Genomic DNA, 17,708 nt, shown 5'->3' on the forward strand with positions numbered 1-17,708 from the left:
ACGTTCAAGCGCCTCGACGGTTCGGCCGCCGGACCGGTGAACCCCTTTGGCGAACGATGCTTAGCGCCGGGGTCCCGGCGACACGATCGCACGACGTGGCGACACGGTGTCACGCGAGCCGCCGGTTCCCGCAGGTCCGGGTTGCGGATGCTGCATTGCGAAACAATTGCTGCGATGCAACTTTGGTCCGGCTCCCCCGCGCTCCCGCCTGCCCTGAGCCGCCATGCCCGACACGATCCCTGCCTCTCCGCCTCCCGCGCGGGACGACGCCCGCCGCGCCAGCCATCCGGCCCTCGTCCTGTTCGCGCTGGCGATGGGGGGCTTCGCCATCGGCACCACCGAGTTCGCGGCCATGAGCCTGCTGCCGGACTTCGCGCCCGACCTCGGCATCGACGCGCCGACCGCCAGCCACGTCATCAGCGCCTACGCGCTCGGCGTCGTGGTGGGGGCGCCGGTGATCGCGGTGCTCGCCGCGCGGCTCGCCCGGCGCACGCTGCTGGTCGGCCTGATGCTGCTCTTCGCGCTGGGCAACGGCCTCTCGGCGCTGGCGCCGACCTACCCCGTCATGCTCGCCTTCCGGGTCCTGGCGGGCCTGCCGCACGGGGCGTATTTCGGCGTCGCGGCCCTCGTCGCCGCCTCGCTTGTGCCGCAGGAGCGCCGGGCGCAGGCGGTGGCGCGGGTGCTGGCCGGCCTCACGGTGGCGACCGTGGTGGGCGTGCCGCTCGCCAACGGCATCGGCCAAGCCTTCGGCTGGCGCTGGAGCTTCGGCCTCGTGGCGCTGCTCGCGCTCGCGACGGCGGCCCTGGTCTGGCGCTTCGCGCCGGCCGGGCGCCCGGCCCCGGGCGCGAGCGCGCTCACGGAACTCGGCGCCCTGAAGCGCGGTCAGGTCTGGCTGACGCTGGCGACCGGGGCGGTCGGCTTCGGCGGCCTGTTCGCGGTCTACACCTACCTCGCCTCGACGCTGCTCACCGTCACGCAGGCGGCGCCCGCCACGGTGCCGGTGGTGCTCGGGGTGTTCGGCGTCGGGCTGACGATCGGCAACCTCGTCTGCGCCTGGGCGGCCGACCGGGCGCAGATGCCGGCGGCGGGCCTCACCCTCGCCTGGAGCGCGGGGGCGCTCGCGCTCTACCCCTTCGCCACCGGCAGCCTGTGGGCGCTCGGCGGCGTGGTTTTCCTGATCGGCTGCGGCGGCGGGCTCGCCACGATCCTGCAGACCCGCCTGATGGACGTCGCCGAGGACGCCCAGACCCTGGCGGCGGCGCTCAACCATTCGGCCTTCAACACCGCCAACGCGCTCGGCCCCTGGCTCGCCGGCCTCGCCCTGGCGCACGGCCTCGCCCTGCCGGACACGGGCTTCGTCGGCGCGGGGCTCGCGCTGGCGGGCCTCGCGGTCTGGGCGGTCTCGCTCGCCGCCGAGGCCGCCTTCCGCCGCGAGGCGCGGCCCGCGGCGGCGGAGTAGCCGGGAGGTTCAGGGCAGGGGCCGGCGTGCCGCATGCCGGAAGCGGCGCACGACGATCTCATCGTCCGTCGCGGCGTAATCCAGCAGATAGGGATGGGTGCCGAGCGGAAACCGGCGGATATGCGACCTGCTCGTCATCCGTCCCGTCTGCGGATGCGCCTGCAGCAGCGCGACGACGGACAGGATGCGATCCTGCAGGCCGCGTGCGGCCTGAGGAGAGTGTGCGGCCAGATAGTCGAGCGCGGCCTCGATCTGCCGGGCGGCGGTGAGGGTGTAGCGAACCCTCACCGGCCATGCTTGGCCCAGAGGGCGCGCATCTGTTCATCCGTGGCGAACTCGCCGCGCGCGGCCTCGGCGTCGGATGCATCGAGGTCGGCTTCTTCCTCCGGAGTGAGCCGGTAGATGGACAGGTCGTCGCCCACGAAGGCGAGAACCATGCGCGCGATGTCGTCCTGCATCTCGGGGGGAAGGCCCCGTGCGGTCGCCACCGCCTTCTCCAGAAGGTCCGTCATGCCGCGAGTATGCCTGGGGATCATGCAGGCGGGAAGCGAGTCCGTCCGACGGGCCGCTGTGCATAGCCCGCGATCACGTGGACGCCGGGCCTCGTTCACCGCTGCGCCGCCGGGCTGACGTCGCCCGGGATCTCCACCACCGCCCGCAGGCCGCCGAGGCTCGCCGCCTCCAGCCGCAGGCGGCCGCGGTAGAGGGTGGCGAGGTCCGAGACGATGGAGAGGCCGAGGCCGGAGCCGGGCTTGGTCTCGTCCAGGCGCTTGCCGCGCTTGAGCACCGCCGCCCGGTCCTCCGGCGGCAGGCCGGGGCCGTCATCCTCCACGGTGACGATCAGGTGCGGATAGTCGCCCTGGCCGATCACCTCGGCGCGGATCGCCACCGTCGCGGTGGCCCATTTCGAGGCGTTGTCGACGAGGTTGCCGATCATCTCCTCGAAATCCTGCCGCTCGCCCCGGAAGCGCAGGCCCGGGGTGATCGCGGTGTCGAAGGTCAGCGCCTTGTCGCGGTAGATCTTGCCGAAGGTGCGGGTCAGCGCCGCGACCACCGGCTCCACGTCCGTGAAGGTGCCGAGCGCGCCCGCGAGCGCCGCCGCCCGGGCGCGGTCGAGGTGGTAGTTGACCTGATCGCGCATGATCGCGGCCTGCTCGCGCACCTTGATCGCGAGATCGCTCGACGCGTCGCTCGCCCCCACCTCGTTGACGATGATGCTCAGGGGGGTTTTCAGCGCGTGCGCGAGGTTGCCGACCTGCGTGCGGGCGCGCTCCAGGATCTCGCGGTTGGTCTCGATCAGGAGGTTCACCTCGCCGGCGAGCGGCGCGATGTCCCGCGGGTACTCGCCCGAGATGCGGTCCGCCTCGCCGCGCCGGATGGCGCCGAGCGCCGCCCGCAGCTTGATCAGCGGCGCGAGGCCGAAGCGGATCTGCAGGAAGGCCGCGAGCCCGAGCGAGAGGCCGAGGAGCGCGAAGGTGGTGGTGAGCGCCACCGTGAAGCGGCGCATGTCGGACTCGATCTCGTCCGAGGGGCCGGCGACCCGCACGAGGTATCGGCCCTCCTCGCCGAGATCCACCGCCCGCTCGATGATGCGCAAGGGGCGCTCGTCCTGGGCGCGGCCGTAGCCCTTGCGCAGCTGTCCGGCCCCGGCCTCGCCGACCGCGTGGTCGGGGGGCGGCAGCGGCACGCCGACGAGGGAGCGCGAGGTGCGCAGGTCCCGCGGCTTGGCGTTCGGGCGGCCCACCTGCCAGTACCAGCCCGAGAGCGGCAGGTCGAAGCGCGGGTCGCCGAGGCTGCCGAAGGCGCGTGCATCCGGCTCGCCCGGCGTGACGAGGTTGGTGGCCAGATCGTTGGCGTAGACGATCAGGCGGCTGTCGAAGGCGCGCTCCGTCGTCTCGCGGTAGAGCGTCGAGAGGATGAGCCCGGCCACCAGCAGGATCAGGGCGCTCGACAGCAGCGAGGAGACCGCGAGGCGGACCGCGATCGAGCGCCGCCGCCAGGGGCGCCACAGGGGAGGGGTGGCGGGCGCGACCGCCTCCGTCTCCGGGCCGACGCTGCCGGCCACGCCCCGGGCCGGCGCGTTCATGGCGGGGCGGCGCCCGTGCCGGGATCGATCAGGTAGCCGAGGCCCCGCACGGTCTGGATCAGGTCGACGGCGAGCTTCTTGCGCAGCCGGCCGACGAAGACCTCGATGGTGTTCGAGTCGCGGTCGAAATCCTGGTCGTAGAGGTGCTCGGTGAGTTCCGCCCGCGAGACCACCCGGCCGGTATGGTGCATCAGGTAGGAGAGCAGGCGGTACTCGTGCGAGGTGAGCTTGACCGGGCTGCCGTCCACGAACACCCGGCCCGAGCGGGTGTCGAGGGTGACCGGACCGGCGCTGATCTGGCTCGACGCGTGCCCGGCCGCGCGGCGCAGGATGGCGCGCACCCGGGCGAGCAGCTCCTCCATGTGGAAGGGCTTGGTCACGTAGTCGTCGGCGCCCGCGTCGAAGCCGTTGACCTTGTCGCTCCAGCGGTCGCGGGCGGTGAGGATCAGGACCGGCGTCTTCACCTGGGCGCGCCGCCACCCTGAGAGCACCGACACCCCGTCCGCCTTCGGCAGGCCCATGTCGAGGATGATGCAGTCGTAGGGCTCGGTCTCGCCCAGGAACGCGCCTTCCTCGCCGTCGAAGGCCTTGTCGACTGCGTAGCCGGCCTGTTCCAGGGCGGTCACCACCTGCCGGTTGAGATCCCGGTCATCCTCGACGACGAGCAGACGCACGGCGAGCCTCGTTCCTCACAATCCCGGCCCGGCGCGGGCGGCGGGCGGTCCCGGCCGGCCCGAGCCCGGGCCGGCGCCTCACCACTGGCCGGCCACTTGGCCGGAGCGGGCATCCACCATGACGTGCACGAACTGCCCGTCCCGGCGCAAGGCCGTCAGCATGTAGACGAGCACCTCGTCCCGGCGGCAGAGGTTGGCCCGCACGATCTCGGCCCGCGGCACGGCGGTGCGCGCCGCGCGGATCGCCGCCACCGGCTCCACCACCCGCTTCTCGGCCACCGCCTCGCGCAGGTCGCCCGGCGACAGGCAGGTCTGGGCCGCCTGGGAGATCCGCACCGACTGGGTCTGGACCGCGGCGGCCGGCTCGGTCGCCTCCTGCGCGAGCGCGTACCAGCCCATCGCGGCGAGGGCGGCGGCTCCGACAGGCAGGATGAGGGCGACGTGACGCATGACTCGACCATCGGGCCGGGGCACTGAATGCGGCCTGAATGGCAGGATGACCGGTTTCGCCGGTCCTGCCGCGTCACATCCTCGTGTCCCTCCCGCCACTTGACGAACCCGGGGTTCGGCGGGTGCCCGACCGGGACCGCCCGCCGTCACCCGGTCTTCCGGGGATAGCGAGAGGCGGCGCGCGGCCGCCTCACCGGCGCGGCTTCGGATGTTCGCGGAAGAACCGCCACATCTCGCGCGCCGCGTCGGGGCCCTGCGGGTCGGTGTAGCTGCCCGCCGCGGTGCCGCCCGACCACGCGTGGCCGCTGCCCTCCACCACCCAGTGCTCGTGGGCCGGGCGGCCGCGCCCGTCCGCCAGGATGCGCCGCCGCCACGCCCGTCCGCCGGGCGACACGCCGGCCTCCTCGCGCAGGGGCGTGGCGCCGGTGGCCGCGATGATCGCCTCGCCGTTGCGCGGATGGACCGTGCCGTCCTGGTCGCCGTGGAACACGATGGTCGGCAGCGGGTCGCGCAAGGAGGAGCCGCACTCGCCGCCCTGGCGCATGGCGCGCAGGGCCGAGGGCAGGTCGTGCGCGGCCCCGGCGCAGAGGCCCGAATGGACGCCCACCGCGGCAAAGAGGTCCGGATAGGCCGCCGCGAGGTTCGCGGCCGCCGCCCCGCCGGCCGACAGCCCGGCCACGTAGACCCGGTCGGCATCGACCGCGTACTCGGCCATCACCGCGCGGGCGATGCCGGCGATGAGGGAGGCCTCGCCCTGGTCGCGGCGCTGGTCGGCGGTGACGAACCAGTTCCAGCAGCGCGCGTGGTTGGCCGCCGCGGTCTGGGCCGGGTAGGCGACCAGGAAGGTCTCGGCCTCGGCGACGCCGTTCATGCCGGTGCCGGCGGCGAAATCGTCCGGGTTCTGGGTGCAGCCGTGCAGCATCACCACCAGCGGCACCGGCCGGCCGTCGTAGCCGCTCGGCACGTAGAGCTTGTAGGCGCGCTGCCCCTCGGCATTGGCGAAGCTGAGGTCGAGGAAGCGGCCGGGCTCCGTCGCGGGCCGCGGGGCGGGTTCGGCCACGCCCTCGAACAGCGGCCCGACCGTGCGGCCGACCTCGCGCATCGCCTTGCGCAGGGTCTCCTGCAGGTCCGGCAGCGCGGGGCCGGTCCAAGACGGCGCCCGGTCGGACGGCGCCCGGTCGGACGGCGCGGGTTCGGACGGCGCCGGGCCGGCCGGCGGCGTCCCCTCGGGCGGCGGCAGGCGCAGCGAGCGGGGACCGGGCTCGGGGGGTGCGGCGGGCGCGCCCCGCACCGCCCGCTGGATCAGGGCCATCGCCTCGCCGAGGCGGCCCTCGCGGGTGAGGCGGGTGGCTTCGGCCATGCCGGGAAGACGCTTGTTGCGCATGAGGGATCTCTCTCCGAAGCGACCGAGCGGTCGCGGAGTCGCGGGGGCCGGGTGCGGGACCCGGCCGGCAATCGTCGGTGGCGGCCGGACCCTCAGCGGATCCGGTCGGCGAGCGCGGCCTTCACGGCCGGGCTCGCGTGGAGTGCGCCCAGTACCTCGACGGAGGCGATGGCCTCGCGCGCGAGGTCGGGCGGGACGTCGGCGGCGATCGTGGCGAGGCCGAGCACCCGGATGTGCAGCGGCCGGCCGGCGTCGCGCGCCGCTTCGAGGTCGGCGCGGTCGAAGTGGCGCAGCCCGAGTTCGACCGCCTTGCGGGCGACCGAGCGCCGGGTGGCCTCGTCGTGCCGGTCGATCTGGTTGCGGATCGCCGTGCGGATGAAGTCGGTGCGGTTGGCGTAAAAACCGTCCCGCACCAGGAGGTCGACATGGCCGAGGTCGACGTAGCCGAGATTGATCGTGATCTTCTCGCTGTCGCCCGGCCGCGGCCGCAACTCGTGAACGCTCCCGCTCATCGCACCATCCCGTCACCATCCGGTCGGATGGAAGATGGGGCTTCTTCGCAGATGCAGCAAGTGCGCTGCAGCAAAAATCTCGCCGTCCCGTATTTCGCGCCGAGAGAGAGCAGGGCGCCATCTGCAAGGCTGCGTTGAGTGCGCCAAGTCCGTCTGTTAAGCGCCCCGCGCAAGGCAGGACGGAGAATGTCGCCATGTGGAATCAGGTCTACGACCCGTTCGGGAACGCGTGGCTGTCGACGCTCGCCGCCGCGGTCCCGGTCGTGGCGCTCCTCGGGCTGATCGCGAGCGGCAAGGTCAAGGCGCACATCGCGGCCGTGATCTCCCTCGTGATCGCGCTCCTCGTGGCGATCGTGCTGTTCGGGATGCCCACCGGGCTCGCCCTCCGGGCCACCGCGCTCGGCGTCGCCACCGGGCTGTTTCCGATCGGCTGGATCATCCTCAACGTGATCTTCCTCTACCGGCTCACCGTCGAGAAGGGCTGGTTCGCGACCCTGCAGCAATCGGTGGCCGGCATCACCACGGACCGGCGGCTGCAGCTCCTCCTCGTCGCCTTCGCGTTCGGCGCCTTCTTCGAGGGGGCGGGGGGCTTCGGCACCCCGGTCGCCGTCACGGGGGCGATCCTGATCGGCCTCGGCTTTTCGCCGCTCGCGGCCTCGGGCCTGTCGCTCATCGCCAACACGGCGCCGGTGGCCTACGGGGCGCTCGGCGCGCCGATCCAGGGCCTCGCCTCGGTGACGGGCTACGACCCCTACGTGCTCGGCGCCATGATCGGGCGCCAGCTGCCGTTCTTCTCGGTCCTGGTGCCCTTCTGGCTGATCGCCGTCTTCGCGGGCTTCCGCGGCATGATGCAGGTCTGGCCGGCGATCCTGGTCTGCGGCGCCTCCTTCGCGGGGGCCCAGTTCCTGATCTCGAACTACGTCAACCCGTGGATCGTCGACATCGGCGCCTCGCTGATCTCGATGGGCGCGCTCGTCGCCTTCCTGAAGGTCTGGCACCCGGCGCAGGCCTGGACCTCGACGGCCCTGCGCACCCACGACGATTCCATGAGCTACGCGCCCCCGCGCCCGGCCGCCGCCGCGGTCGGGCGCACCGCCTCCCAGCGCGAGATCGTGATGGCCTGGGTGCCCTGGATCATCCTCTCGGTGATCGTGGCGATCTGGGGCACGGGCTGGTTCAAGGCCCTGGTCAACCCGCTCTTCACGTGGCGCTACGAGGTCGAGGGGCTGCACAACCTGATCATGAAGGTGCCCCCGGTGGTGGCCCAGCCGCATCCCGAGGCCGCCGTGTTCCTGTTCACCTACATGTCGTTCACCGGCACGGGCGTGCTGTTCGCGGCGATCATCTCGGGCCTCATCATGGGCTTCGGGCCGGTGCGGATGGCGAAGGCGTACCTCGAGACGATCTGGGTCCTGCGCACCTCGCTCATCACCATCGCGGCGATGCTGGCGCTGGGCGTGCTCACGCGCTACGCGGGCGTCGACGCCACGCTCGGCCTCGCCTTCGCGGGCACCGGGCTGCTCTACCCGTTCTTCGGCACGCTGCTCGGCTGGCTCGGCGTCGCGCTCACCGGCTCGGACACGGCCTCGAACGTGCTGTTCGGCGGGTTGCAGCGGATCACCTCGGAGCAGCTCGGCCTGTCGGGCGTGCTCATGGCCTCGGCGAACTCGTCGGGCGGCGTGATGGGCAAGATGATCGACGCGCAGTCGATCGTGGTTGCCTCCACGGCCACCGGCTATTTCGGCCAGGAGAGCCGGATCCTGCGCTTCGTGTTCTGGCACTCGATCGTGCTGGCCTGCCTCGTCGGCGGACTCGTGATGCTCCAGGCTTACGTGTATCCCTTCACCGCCATGGTGCTGCACTGACGTGCGGTGCTGCACTGACGCGCTGAGCTGCACCGACGTGCACGGCCGGGGGCGGCGTGCCCCCGGACACTCCTTGCGGAACCCTCGATGACCCGCCTCCTCTACGAACTCGCCGGGGCCGAGCCGGACCGGCGCTTCTCCCCCTTCTGCTGGCGCATCCGCCTCGCCCTGGAGCACAAGGGGCTGCCCTTCGAGGGGCGGCCCTGGCGCTTCACCGAGAAGGAGGCGATCGCCTTCGCGGGCAGCGACAAGGTGCCGGTGCTGGTGGACGGCGAGCGAAGCCTCGCCGAATCCGCCGCCATCGCCGCCTACCTCGAAGAGATCTATCCCGAGGGCCCGCGCCTCTTCGGCGGGCCGCAGGCGCAGGCGCTCACCCGCTTCATCGGGCACTGGGCCGACGGCGTGCTGCATCCGGCGCTGGTGCCGCTCCTCCTCACCGACATCTACGGCGTCATCGCCCCGCAGGACCGGGAATATTTCCGGCAATCCCGCGAGGCGCGGTTCGGCAGGACGCTGGAGGCGGTCTGCCCGGACCCCGACGCCCAGCTCGCCGTCTTCCGGCGCACCCTCTCGCCCCTGCGCGCGACCCTGCGCACCCAGCCCTTCCTCGGCGGCGACGGCCCGCTCTACGCCGACCACATCGTGATGGGCGCCTTCCTGTGGGCGCGCAGCGTGAGCCCGCGCGCCCTCCTCGAACCCGACGACCCCGTGGCGGCGTGGCGCGAGCGGATGCTGGCGCGGCTCGGCCCGGACTCGCGGGCGCTCGTCGCGGCCTGAAGGCTCCCCGCGACTCCTGTGGACCCGCCCGCCTCCCGCGGATCGCCCCGCCGCCGGCCGTGTTAGACGGTTCGACCGGGTGAGCGCGGAGCCGCGATGACGATCAGTGTCGAGATGGGCGTGGCGGCCGGGCAGGGGCCCGCATCGCTGGACCTCGAGGAACTGCTGGCCACCCGCCTCCTCGTCCAGGGCAATTCGGGTTCGGGCAAGTCGCACCTGCTGCGGCGCCTCCTGGAGCAGAGCGCCGCCCACGTGCAGCAGGTGGTGATCGACCCCGAGGGCGATTTCGTCACCCTGGCGGACCGCTACGGCCACGTGGTGGTGGACGGCGCCCACGGCGAGGCCGATCTCCAGCGCATCGCCGCGCGGGTCCGCGCCCACCGGGTCTCGGTGGTGCTGACGCTGGAGAGCCTCGACGTCGAGGCGCAGATGCGCGCCGCCGCCTCCTTCCTCGGCGGCCTGTTCGAGGCCGAGCGCGACCATTGGTATCCGGTGCTGGTGGTGGTGGACGAGGCGCAGCTCTTCGCCCCCGCCGCCGCCGGCGAGGTCTCGGACGAGGCCCGCAAGGCGTCGCTCGGCGCCATGACCAACCTGATGTGCCGCGGCCGCAAGCGGGGGCTCGCGGGCGTCATCGCCACCCAGCGCCTCGCCAAGCTCGCCAAGAACGTCGCCGCCGAGGCGTCGAATTTTCTGATGGGCCGCACCTTCCTCGACATCGACATGGCGCGCGCCGCCGACCTGCTCGGCCTCGACCGGCGCCAGGCCGAGAGTTTTCGCGATCTGGAGCGCGGCCAGTTCGTGGCGCTGGGGCCGGCCCTGTCGAAGCGCCCTCTGCCCCTGCGCATCGGCCCGGTCGAGACCTCGCCGCGCTCCACGAGCCCCAAGCTCGTGCCGCTGCCCGCGCCCGCCGCCGAGGACCTGCGCGACCTGATCCTGACGCCGTCCGCCGACGAGCCGCTGCGCCTGCCGAGCCCCCGCCCGGCGGCGCCGCGGCCCTCGCCCGCCGATCTCCTCCAGCAGCTCGCGCAGGCGCGCCCGGCCGCGGAGCCCGCCGAGGAGGCGAGCCCCTTGAGCGAGGCCGAGCGCGAAGCCGCCCTCGACACGATCCTGCGCGAGATCGCCGCCGACCCGGATGCCGGCCACCACACCGTGGCGGTGCTCTACCAGGACTTCCTCGTGCGCTGCCGGATGCGCCGGCTCGGCCCCGACCCCCTCGACCTGCCCGCCTTCCGGCGGCGGCTCGCCGCCGCCCGCGCCGGCCTCGACGGGGCGGATGCGCAGGCCGACACGGTGCTGGGCGCCTGCGCCGGCCTGCCCGAGGAGGTGCAGGGGCTCTTCCTGCTCCTCGCCCGCGCCGCCCGGGAGGGTGCGCCCTGCCCCTCCGACGACGCGCTCGCCCGCGCCATCGGCTCGCGCTCCCCCGGCCGGGCGCGCCGGCTCCTCGCCTTCGTGGAGAACCGGGGCGCCGTGGTCTGCCGCACCGATTTCCGCGGCAACCGCATCGTCGCGGTGCCGGCGCTCGGCTGCGAGACCGGCCCCGGCGATCCCAAGGCGCAGGGTGCCTCCCTGCCGGGCCTGTTCGCCGCCGAGTGATCGGACCGCCGGACAGGACCGGTCCGGCCTCCGGACGGCCCGGGCCGCACGGCGCCGCTGCGGCTTCGCGCGCCTGGGGGATCACGGCGTCGGAGCCGCCGTCGCACCGGACCGGGGCCTCCCGGGTATGACACCGGGGGAGACTGAGCGCGTCCCGCCACGGGCCGCCGCGTCCGCGTGAATTGGTAAAGAAATCAATAATTTGGCGACCATAGGGTGCGCTGCTCCGCCGCGTCCCCGCAATCCATACGGCCCCGGCGCCAGCTTGACCGATCCGGCCGCTCGTGGTTTGTTCACGTTATGTTCTCAACGTGAGTCGGGCGGCGATGGCGCAGGGTCTGGAAGCGGACGCAGCGCCCTCGACCGTCGAGGCGATCGCCGCGGCCTACCTGCAGGCGTCGGGCGGCGATGCGGCCACGGCGCTGCACCGGGCGATCGCGGACGCCCTCGCCGATCTGCGCGAGGCCGAGCGGCGCGAGCGCCGCTGCGAGCGATGGATCTCCCGCGGCTACGTCCGGGGCGCGCTGCCGCCCCGGTGAGCCCGGAGGGCGTGCACGACCGAGTCGAGGGCACCGCGAAGCCGTGTGCGCGGCAGCACGCGAGCCGGTCATCCCGGGGGGTATGTCCCCCATCAGCACAGTCGAACGACAGGACGGCGACGATGAACGCGAAAGCAGATCTGATCCGGTACGACATCCGCCGCGATCGTCGGGGCTGGACCGTCTACGACGTGCGCACGGGCCTGACGGCGATCATCGAGGGCGTGCTGCAGGTCGGCCTCGACATGGACGAGGCCGACGCGATCGCGGACGCGCTCAGCGCCGACGGGGACCTGCCCGCCCCCCTGGTCGATCCGGCCTTCCTGCGTTCCCCCGGCGCGGAGACCGGCGCGGGCCGATTTCGCCGCCCCTGAGAATGTCTCAGCCGATGGCGACCAGCGCGGCGATCGCCAGGACGAGCGCGGGCGGCGTCACCACCAGCCCGACCTTCAGGAAGCGCCACGCCCCCACCTGCTCGCCCTCGCGCCGCAGCGCAGCGAGCCACAGGATCGTGGCGAGCGAGCCGGTGACGGACAGATTCGGGCCGAGATCGACCCCGATCAGCACCGCCCCGGTCACGGAATCCGGCACCCCGGCGGCCTGCACGGTGCTGCCGGCGATCAGCCCCGCCGGCAGGTTGTTGAGGAGGTTGCAGGCCAACGCCGTGACGAGACCGGCACCCCAGGCCGTGGCGGCGGCGTGGCCGCCGGCCGCCTCGCGCAGCATCCCGGCCAGGAGCCGGATCAGGCCGGTGCGCTCCAGGGCCTCCACCAGCACGAACAGCCCGGCCACGAGCGGCAGCACGCTCCACGACACGTGGCGCACCAGATCGCCCGGCCCCTTGCGGGTGGCCAGCAGGATCAGCGCCGCGGTGGCGAGCCCGGCCGCGAGGGTCGGCACGCCGAGGTCGTGCCCGAGCGCCGAGGCCCCGGTGAGGATCGCGGCCGCGGCCGCGATGCCGAGGCCGGCGAGGCGCCCGCCCAGCGACAGGCTCGGGCGCTCCACGGCCGTGGCGACGGTCTCGGCCGCCAGGGCGCGGCGGAAGACGAGGCGCAGGCCCAGGTAGGTGGCCAGGATGGCCAGCGCCGAGGGCAGGGCGAAGCGGGCGAGCCACGCGCCGAGCGGCGGCAGCTGCGCGCCGAACACCACGAGGTTGGCCGGGTTCGAGATCGGCAGCACGAAGGAGGCCGCGTTGGCGATGAACGCGCAGGCGAACAGGTAGGGCAGGGGATCGCGCACCCGCGCCGCCCGGCAGGCCGCGTAGACCGCGGGCGTCAGGACCACCGCCGTCGCGTCGTTTGACAGGAAGACCGTGACGAGGGTGCCGACCGCGTAGACGAGGAGAAACAGGCGCGTCGCCGAGCCGGCGGCGGCGCGCGTCGCGAGAGCGGCGAGCCAGTCGAACAGCCCTTCCTGCCGGGCGAGTTCGGCCAGCACCATCATGCCGATCAGGAAGAGGTAGACGTCGGTGCCGCGCGCGATGCCGGCGAGCGCGGCCTCGGGCTTGAGCAGGCCGAGCAGTACCAGCAGGGCCGCCCCCGTCACCGCCCAGACGGCCTCCGGCCAGCGGAACGGGCGGGCGATCACCCCGGCCGTCGCGAGGCCGGCGATGCCCCAGGTGGCGGCATCGATCGCCGCCGGGGTGGTGGGCAGGAAGGCGGGCATGGCGGCGTTGAAGATCCTGACGCAGGGAGGCGCGGGCGGTGGAGCGAGCGCGGGGGCTGGGGGTTCGGGCGCTCACCCGCGCCAACGGCCCGGTGTGAAGCGCGGGGAACCCTTCTCCCGTGCGGGAGAAGGGCATGGGGATCTTCGATCCCCTACCCCTCTCCCGCACGGGAGAGGGAATCCCGCGCTCTATACGGAATCGTTGCGGCGGGCGACCGGGCGAGAGCCGGCCGCCATCACTCCGCCGGCGCGCCCGCGGGCGCCGCCCCGCGCGGGACGGTGTCCGCGCCGGCCTGCTCCCGCGTCTCCGGCATGGCGACGAGGTAGAGGACGAAGCCGGCCGCCGCGATGGCGGCGAGCGCCAGGAAGGCCGTGGCGTAGCCCGCGCCGACGATTAGCATGCCGGCGAAGGAAGCGCTCAGCGCCGCACCGAGCCCCTGGGCCGTGGCGACCGCGCCCTGGCTGACGTTGAAGCGCCCGGTGCCGCGGGTGAGGTCGGCGACCACGATCGGAAACAGCGCCCCGTAGATGCCCGCGCCGATCCCGTCGAGGAGCTGCACGCCCACCAGCCAGTACGGGTTGTCGGACAGCGTGTAGAGCACGCCGCGCAGGGCGAGCACCGCGAAGGCGGCGAGGAAGATCGGCTTGCGGCCCCAGGCATCCGCCTTGGCGCCGACGACCAGCGCCACCGGCACCATCACGCACTGCGCCGCCACGATGCAGATCGCGATCAGCGACGTGGCGTAGTCCTTGCCGATCAGGTGGGAGAGCTGCTGCCCGACGGACGGGAGCATCGCCGCGTTGGCGAAGTGGAACAGGGCCACGAGCAGCGCGAACAGCATCAGGGTGCGGTTCTGGAGCAGCACCGCGAAGCCGGAGGGCGGGGCATGGTGCTCGGCCTGCTGCCCGTCGAGGCCGCGGGCGAGGTCGTCGTCGATCTCGCGGGCGGGCACCATCAGCATCGCGCCGATCGACAGCGCCGCCATCAGCCCCATCAGCCAAAACACCACGACCGGTCCGAACAGCGCGGCGAGCCCTGCCGCAAGCCCGGCCGAGACCGCGTTGCCCGCGTGGTTGAAACCCTCGTTGCGGCCGATGCGCTTCGAGAAGTGGGCCGGCCCGACGACCCCGAGGGTGATGGCGGCCAGCGCGGGCGGGAAGATCGCCCCGGCGATGCCGGCGAGCGACTGGCTCGCCGCCACCGCGGCGAAGCCCGACAGGAAGGGCAGCGACAGGCAGGAGAGGGTCACGGCCAGCGCCGCCGCGATGACGATCGCCCGCTTGTTGCGGCTGCGGTCGATCAGGGCGCCCGCGGGCGTCTGGGCCACGAGGCCGGCGAGGCCCGCGATGGTCATCACGAGGCCGGCGGTCGCCTCGTTCCAGCCCTGGTCGGGGCCGCGCACGGCGACGAGGTAGATGGCGAGGTAGGGGCCGAGCCCGTCACGCACGTCCGCCAGGGTGAAGTTCAGCGCGTCGAGTCCCCGCAGGGCGCGGGCGGAGGGCTGGCGCGCGGAGGCACCCGCGATCGACTGTGGCATCTTCGCTCTCTCTGCGGAAGCGACAGGCAAACCCCGTCCGGTCTGCTGAACGACCGTTACGGCGATCCGTGCCATTGTAATCCGATGTTGCGACGCGGTGACGCAGAGGGAGTTGACGGCCAGCCGCCCGGCCTCGTTGACCGCAGGGCCGGGCGCTTAAGCTGTCCGGTCCGGGGCCGGGCCGTCCGGATCGATCCGCCGGCCGCTCGCGGGGTCGAACAGGTGCAGGTCGGCCGGGTCGACGGCCAGCGACACGCTCGCGCCCTCGGCGGGCTCGGGCCCCGCCGGCACCTGCACCACCAGGGGCGCCCCGGCCAGCTCCCCGTGCAGGAGCCGCGTCGCGCCGAGTTCTTCCGCGAAGGCGACCCGGAACGGCAGGCCCTCCGGCGCGAGGCGCAGCGCCTCCGGCCGCAGGCCGATCTCCACGGGGCTTCCGGGGGCGAGGCCGTGCCGCGCGGGAAAGTGCGCGCCGGCGAGCCGGACGCCCTCCGGCACCGCCTCGCCCGGCAGGATGTTCATCGGCGGGGCGCCCATGAAGGTCGCGACGTAGCGCGTCTCCGGCCGGCGGTAGATCTCCAGCGGGGTGCCGACCTGCTCGATGCGGCCGGCATTCATCACCACGAGCCGGTCGGCCATCGTCATCGCCTCCACTTGGTCGTGGGTGACGTAGACGGTGGTGACGCCGAGCTGCCGCTGCAGGCGGCGGATCTCCACCCGCATCTGCACCCGCAGCTTGGCGTCGAGGTTGGAGAGCGGCTCGTCGAACAGGAAGACCTGGGGCTTGCGCACGATCGCCCGCCCCATGGCGACGCGCTGACGCTGGCCGCCCGAGAGCTGGCGCGGGTAGCGGGTCAGGAAGTCGCCGAGGCCGAGCATCCGCGCCGCCTCGCGCACCCGGGTCTCGATCTCCCCCTTCGGCGTACCGCGGTTGCGCAGGCCGTAGGCGAGGTTGTCGTAGACGCGCATGTGCGGGTAGAGCGCGTAGTTCTGAAACACCATCGCGATGTCGCGATCGGCCGGCTCGACCTCGTTCACCACCCGCGCGCCGATGCTGATGGCGCCCGCCGTCACGGTCTCGAGCCCGGCGATCATCCGCAGCACCGTGGACTTGCCGCAGCCGGACGGGCCGACGAGGACGCAGAAGGCGCCGTCCGGCACGTCGAGGCTCACCCCCCGCACGGCCTCGACGCCGCCCGCGTAGGTCTTGCCCAACCGGTCGAGGACGAGGCGCGCCATCAAGAGATCCGATCGAACAGGGGGGCGGTCACTTCTCGGTCTCGACGAGGCCGCGCACGAACAGCTTCTGCATCGCCACCACCACGACGACGGGCGGCAGCATGGCCAGCATGGCGGTCGCCATGACGAGCTGCCACTCGGTGAGCTGGTCGGTGATGGTGGTCATCTTGCGCAGGCCGATCACCACGGTCTGCATGTCGCTCCGCGTGGTGACGAGAATGGGCCAGAGGTACTGGTTCCAGCCGTAGATGAACAGGATGACGAACAGCGCCGCCGTGGTGGTGCGCGAGAGGGGCAGCAGCGTGTCGAAGAAGAACCGCACCGGCCCGGCCCCGTCGATGCGGGAGGCTTCCACGAGTTCGGTCGGCACGGTGAGGAAGAACTGCCGGTAGAGCAGGGTCGCGGTGGCCGAGGCGATCAGCGGCAGGGTCAGGCCCGCATAGGTGTCGAGCAGGCGCAGGTCCGCCGCGACCTTGTAGGTCGGGTAGATCCGCACCTCGACGGGCAGCATCAGGGTGATGAAGATCGCCCAGAACGCCGCCTGCCGCAGCGGGAATCGGAAGTAGATCAGCGCGTAGGCCGAGAGCAGCGAGATCGCGATCTTGCCCACCGCGATGGCGAGCGCGGTGATGAGGCTGTTGAGGAGCATCCGGGCGACGGGCGCCCCCGCGAGCCCCGACTCTGTGAGCGCGCGGGCATAGTTCTCCAGCGCGTGGCCGCCCGGCCAGAGCGGCATCCGCCCGTTGGCGATGGTGGCGGCGTCGTGCGTCGAGGCGATCAGCGCGAGATAGACCGGGAAGGCCACGATCCCGACCCCGATCCAGAGGACGAGGTGCGGGATCAGGTTGCCGAAGCGGCGGTTCTCGACCACGGGGAGGCCGTCACAGGCCCTGCTGGGCGGCGAGATCCTTGAGATCCTGCTGCGGCCGGGCGCCGATGTGCTGGATCACCTCCGCGGCCGCGACGGCGCCGAGGCGCGCGCAATCCGCATGGTCGAGGCCGCGGGCGAGCCCCGCCAGGAAGCCCGCCGCAAACAGGTCGCCCGCGCCGGTGGTGTCGACGACCTCGCGCACCGGCGAGGCCGGCACCGCCCGGGTCTCCTCGCGCGTGACCACGAGGGCGCCCTCCTCCGAGCGGGTCACCACGCCGAGAAGCCCGGCCTCCGCCCGCAGGGCCGAGAGCGCCGTCTCGGCGTCCGCCGTCTGGTAGAGGCTCTTCAGCTCGTGGATGTTGGCGAACAGGATGTCGAGGCTGCCGTCGCGGATCAGGCCGAGGAACTCGTCGCGGTACCGGTCGACGCAGAAGGGGTCCGAGAGGGTCAGCGCCACTTGGTTGCCGGCGGCGTGCGCGATCTGCGCCGCCTTGCGGAAGGCGTCCTTGGCGGCCGGCGGATCCCAGAGATAGCCTTCGAGGTAGACGAAGCGGGCGCTGCCGGCCGTCGCCTCGTCCACGTCCGCCGCGCTCAGGCCCTGGCAGGCGCCCAGATAGGTGTTCATGGTGCGCTCGCCGTCCGGCGTCACCAGGATGAAGCAGCGCGCGGTGGCCGGCCCCTCGGTGGCGGCGGCCACCGGGAAGCGCACGCCGGTGGCCTGGAGGTCGTGGCCGAACAGGCGGCCGAGCTCGTCGTCCCGCACCTTGCCGATGAAGCCGGTCCTGGCGCCGAGCAGCGCCGCGCCCACCGCCGTGTTGGCGCCCGAGCCCCCCGACACGATGGTGGCCGGCCCCATCACCCCGAACAGGTGCTCGGCCCGCGCCTCGTCGATGAGCTGCATCGCGCCCTTGTGCACCGCCTCGCGGACCAGGAAGGCCTCGTCGGTGCGGGCGATGATGTCGACGATCGCATTGCCGAGGACGAGGAGGTCGAGGGAGGCGGTCATGCGGGTCTCGTGCGGGCGGCTCAGGCCGCGCCTGTCGCATCCGCGCGGGACAG

General features: G+C 73.1%; 18 protein-coding genes. 6 read left to right on the plus strand and 12 right to left on the minus strand.

What is annotated here, in order from left to right; translation table 11 throughout:
* The first annotated feature begins 223 nt into the window (after positions 1–223).
* Positions 224–1,459 carry an MFS transporter gene (locus ACKUB9_RS07120; RefSeq protein ID WP_407519706.1) on the plus strand — a complete coding sequence of 412 codons (1,236 nt, stop codon included), beginning with the start codon at positions 224–226 and terminating at the stop codon, positions 1,457–1,459.
* A 9-nt stretch (positions 1,460–1,468) separates the two neighbouring features.
* Here the strand turns inward: ACKUB9_RS07120 and ACKUB9_RS07125 are convergent, their stop codons facing one another.
* The 7 genes from ACKUB9_RS07125 to ACKUB9_RS07155 all read right to left on the minus strand — a co-directional run bounded on the left by ACKUB9_RS07125 (position 1,469) and on the right by ACKUB9_RS07155 (position 6,565).
* The gene (locus tag ACKUB9_RS07125; protein ID WP_407519705.1) at positions 1,469–1,747 is read right to left on the minus strand and encodes a type II toxin-antitoxin system RelE/ParE family toxin; all 279 of its coding nucleotides are present in this window, start codon (positions 1,745–1,747) and stop codon (positions 1,469–1,471) included.
* Positions 1,744–1,971, minus strand: coding sequence for a hypothetical protein (locus ACKUB9_RS07130; protein WP_407519704.1), 228 nt, complete (start codon positions 1,969–1,971; stop codon positions 1,744–1,746). Before ACKUB9_RS07130 ends, ACKUB9_RS07125 begins: the two co-directional genes overlap by 4 nt.
* Positions 1,972–2,066: 95 nt before the next feature.
* Positions 2,067–3,545: a sensor histidine kinase gene (locus ACKUB9_RS07135; RefSeq protein ID WP_407519703.1), complete on the minus strand. Its 1,479-nt coding sequence runs from the start codon at positions 3,543–3,545 to the stop codon at positions 2,067–2,069.
* Positions 3,542–4,219 (minus strand): response regulator transcription factor, encoded by a 678-nt coding sequence (locus tag ACKUB9_RS07140; RefSeq protein WP_407519702.1) that lies wholly within the window; start codon positions 4,217–4,219, stop codon positions 3,542–3,544. Before ACKUB9_RS07140 ends, ACKUB9_RS07135 begins: the two co-directional genes overlap by 4 nt.
* Positions 4,220–4,297: 78 nt before the next feature.
* On the minus strand, positions 4,298–4,669 hold the full coding sequence (locus ACKUB9_RS07145; RefSeq protein WP_407519700.1) for a PepSY domain-containing protein: 372 nt from the start codon (positions 4,667–4,669) through the stop codon (positions 4,298–4,300).
* Positions 4,670–4,859: 190 nt separating this feature from the next.
* Entirely contained in the window at positions 4,860–6,053 is a 1,194-nt protein-coding gene (locus ACKUB9_RS07150) for an extracellular catalytic domain type 1 short-chain-length polyhydroxyalkanoate depolymerase (protein WP_407519699.1), read from the minus strand.
* A 92-nt stretch (positions 6,054–6,145) separates the two neighbouring features.
* Positions 6,146–6,565: a CopG family transcriptional regulator gene (locus tag ACKUB9_RS07155; protein WP_407519698.1), complete on the minus strand. Its 420-nt coding sequence runs from the start codon at positions 6,563–6,565 to the stop codon at positions 6,146–6,148.
* Positions 6,566–6,759: 194 nt separating this feature from the next.
* Between ACKUB9_RS07155 and ACKUB9_RS07160 the strand changes: the two genes are divergently transcribed.
* From ACKUB9_RS07160 to ACKUB9_RS07180, 5 genes are all read left to right on the plus strand, one after another.
* The gene (locus ACKUB9_RS07160) at positions 6,760–8,430 is read left to right on the plus strand and encodes an L-lactate permease (protein WP_407519696.1); all 1,671 of its coding nucleotides are present in this window, start codon (positions 6,760–6,762) and stop codon (positions 8,428–8,430) included.
* An 87-nt stretch (positions 8,431–8,517) separates the two neighbouring features.
* Entirely contained in the window at positions 8,518–9,207 is a 690-nt protein-coding gene (locus tag ACKUB9_RS07165) for a glutathione S-transferase family protein (protein ID WP_407519695.1), read from the plus strand.
* Positions 9,208–9,303: 96 nt separating this feature from the next.
* Positions 9,304–10,800 carry an ATP-binding protein gene (locus ACKUB9_RS07170; RefSeq protein WP_407519694.1) on the plus strand — a complete coding sequence of 499 codons (1,497 nt, stop codon included), beginning with the start codon at positions 9,304–9,306 and terminating at the stop codon, positions 10,798–10,800.
* 326 nt (positions 10,801–11,126) lie between these two features.
* A complete protein-coding gene (locus ACKUB9_RS07175) occupies positions 11,127–11,339 on the plus strand; it encodes a hypothetical protein (protein WP_407519693.1) in 213 nt (70 codons plus the stop codon).
* A gap of 122 nt (positions 11,340–11,461) precedes the next feature.
* Positions 11,462–11,713, plus strand: coding sequence for a hypothetical protein (locus ACKUB9_RS07180; RefSeq protein ID WP_407519692.1), 252 nt, complete (start codon positions 11,462–11,464; stop codon positions 11,711–11,713).
* Positions 11,714–11,720: 7 nt separating this feature from the next.
* Here ACKUB9_RS07180 and ACKUB9_RS07185 read toward each other — a convergent pair whose 3' ends face one another.
* The 5 genes from ACKUB9_RS07185 to ACKUB9_RS07205 form a co-directional block, all read right to left on the minus strand.
* Positions 11,721–13,004, minus strand: coding sequence for an arsenic transporter (locus tag ACKUB9_RS07185; protein WP_407519691.1), 1,284 nt, complete (start codon positions 13,002–13,004; stop codon positions 11,721–11,723).
* 236 nt (positions 13,005–13,240) lie between these two features.
* A complete protein-coding gene (locus tag ACKUB9_RS07190; protein ID WP_407519690.1) occupies positions 13,241–14,542 on the minus strand; it encodes an MFS transporter in 1,302 nt (433 codons plus the stop codon).
* 156 nt (positions 14,543–14,698) lie between these two features.
* Entirely contained in the window at positions 14,699–15,778 is a 1,080-nt protein-coding gene (locus ACKUB9_RS07195; RefSeq protein WP_407519689.1) for an ABC transporter ATP-binding protein, read from the minus strand.
* Between the two features lie 28 nt (positions 15,779–15,806).
* Positions 15,807–16,649 carry a sn-glycerol-3-phosphate ABC transporter permease UgpE gene (gene ugpE, locus ACKUB9_RS07200; protein ID WP_407519688.1) on the minus strand — a complete coding sequence of 281 codons (843 nt, stop codon included), beginning with the start codon at positions 16,647–16,649 and terminating at the stop codon, positions 15,807–15,809.
* A 10-nt stretch (positions 16,650–16,659) separates the two neighbouring features.
* Entirely contained in the window at positions 16,660–17,655 is a 996-nt protein-coding gene (locus ACKUB9_RS07205; protein WP_407519687.1) for an adenosine kinase, read from the minus strand.
* Positions 17,656–17,708: the final 53 nt, after the last annotated feature.

The sequence above is a fragment of the Methylobacterium oryzisoli genome (assembly GCF_046557895.1).
GTDB classification, from domain to species: Bacteria; Pseudomonadota; Alphaproteobacteria; order Rhizobiales; family Beijerinckiaceae; genus Methylobacterium; species Methylobacterium oryzisoli.

Bases quoted from the DNA above. Each gene is read 5' to 3' on its own strand.
- ACKUB9_RS07120 (WP_407519706.1), top strand. From the start codon at position 224: ATGCCCGACACGATCCCTGCCTCTCCGCCTCCCGCGCGGGACGACGCC.
- ACKUB9_RS07130 (WP_407519704.1), bottom strand. From the start codon at position 1,971: ATGACGGACCTTCTGGAGAAGGCGGTGGCGACCGCACGGGGCCTTCCC.
- ACKUB9_RS07135 (WP_407519703.1), bottom strand. From the start codon at position 3,545: ATGAACGCGCCGGCCCGGGGCGTGGCCGGCAGCGTCGGCCCGGAGACG.
- ACKUB9_RS07145 (WP_407519700.1), bottom strand. From the start codon at position 4,669: ATGCGTCACGTCGCCCTCATCCTGCCTGTCGGAGCCGCCGCCCTCGCC.
- ACKUB9_RS07150 (WP_407519699.1), bottom strand. From the start codon at position 6,053: ATGCGCAACAAGCGTCTTCCCGGCATGGCCGAAGCCACCCGCCTCACC.
- ACKUB9_RS07155 (WP_407519698.1), bottom strand. From the start codon at position 6,565: ATGAGCGGGAGCGTTCACGAGTTGCGGCCGCGGCCGGGCGACAGCGAG.
- ACKUB9_RS07160 (WP_407519696.1), top strand. From the start codon at position 6,760: ATGTGGAATCAGGTCTACGACCCGTTCGGGAACGCGTGGCTGTCGACG.
- ACKUB9_RS07165 (WP_407519695.1), top strand. From the start codon at position 8,518: ATGACCCGCCTCCTCTACGAACTCGCCGGGGCCGAGCCGGACCGGCGC.
- ACKUB9_RS07170 (WP_407519694.1), top strand. From the start codon at position 9,304: ATGACGATCAGTGTCGAGATGGGCGTGGCGGCCGGGCAGGGGCCCGCA.
- ACKUB9_RS07175 (WP_407519693.1), top strand. From the start codon at position 11,127: ATGGCGCAGGGTCTGGAAGCGGACGCAGCGCCCTCGACCGTCGAGGCG.
- ACKUB9_RS07180 (WP_407519692.1), top strand. From the start codon at position 11,462: ATGAACGCGAAAGCAGATCTGATCCGGTACGACATCCGCCGCGATCGT.
- ACKUB9_RS07185 (WP_407519691.1), bottom strand. From the start codon at position 13,004: ATGCCCGCCTTCCTGCCCACCACCCCGGCGGCGATCGATGCCGCCACC.
- ACKUB9_RS07190 (WP_407519690.1), bottom strand. From the start codon at position 14,542: ATGCCACAGTCGATCGCGGGTGCCTCCGCGCGCCAGCCCTCCGCCCGC.
- ACKUB9_RS07195 (WP_407519689.1), bottom strand. From the start codon at position 15,778: ATGGCGCGCCTCGTCCTCGACCGGTTGGGCAAGACCTACGCGGGCGGC.
- ACKUB9_RS07205 (WP_407519687.1), bottom strand. From the start codon at position 17,655: ATGACCGCCTCCCTCGACCTCCTCGTCCTCGGCAATGCGATCGTCGAC.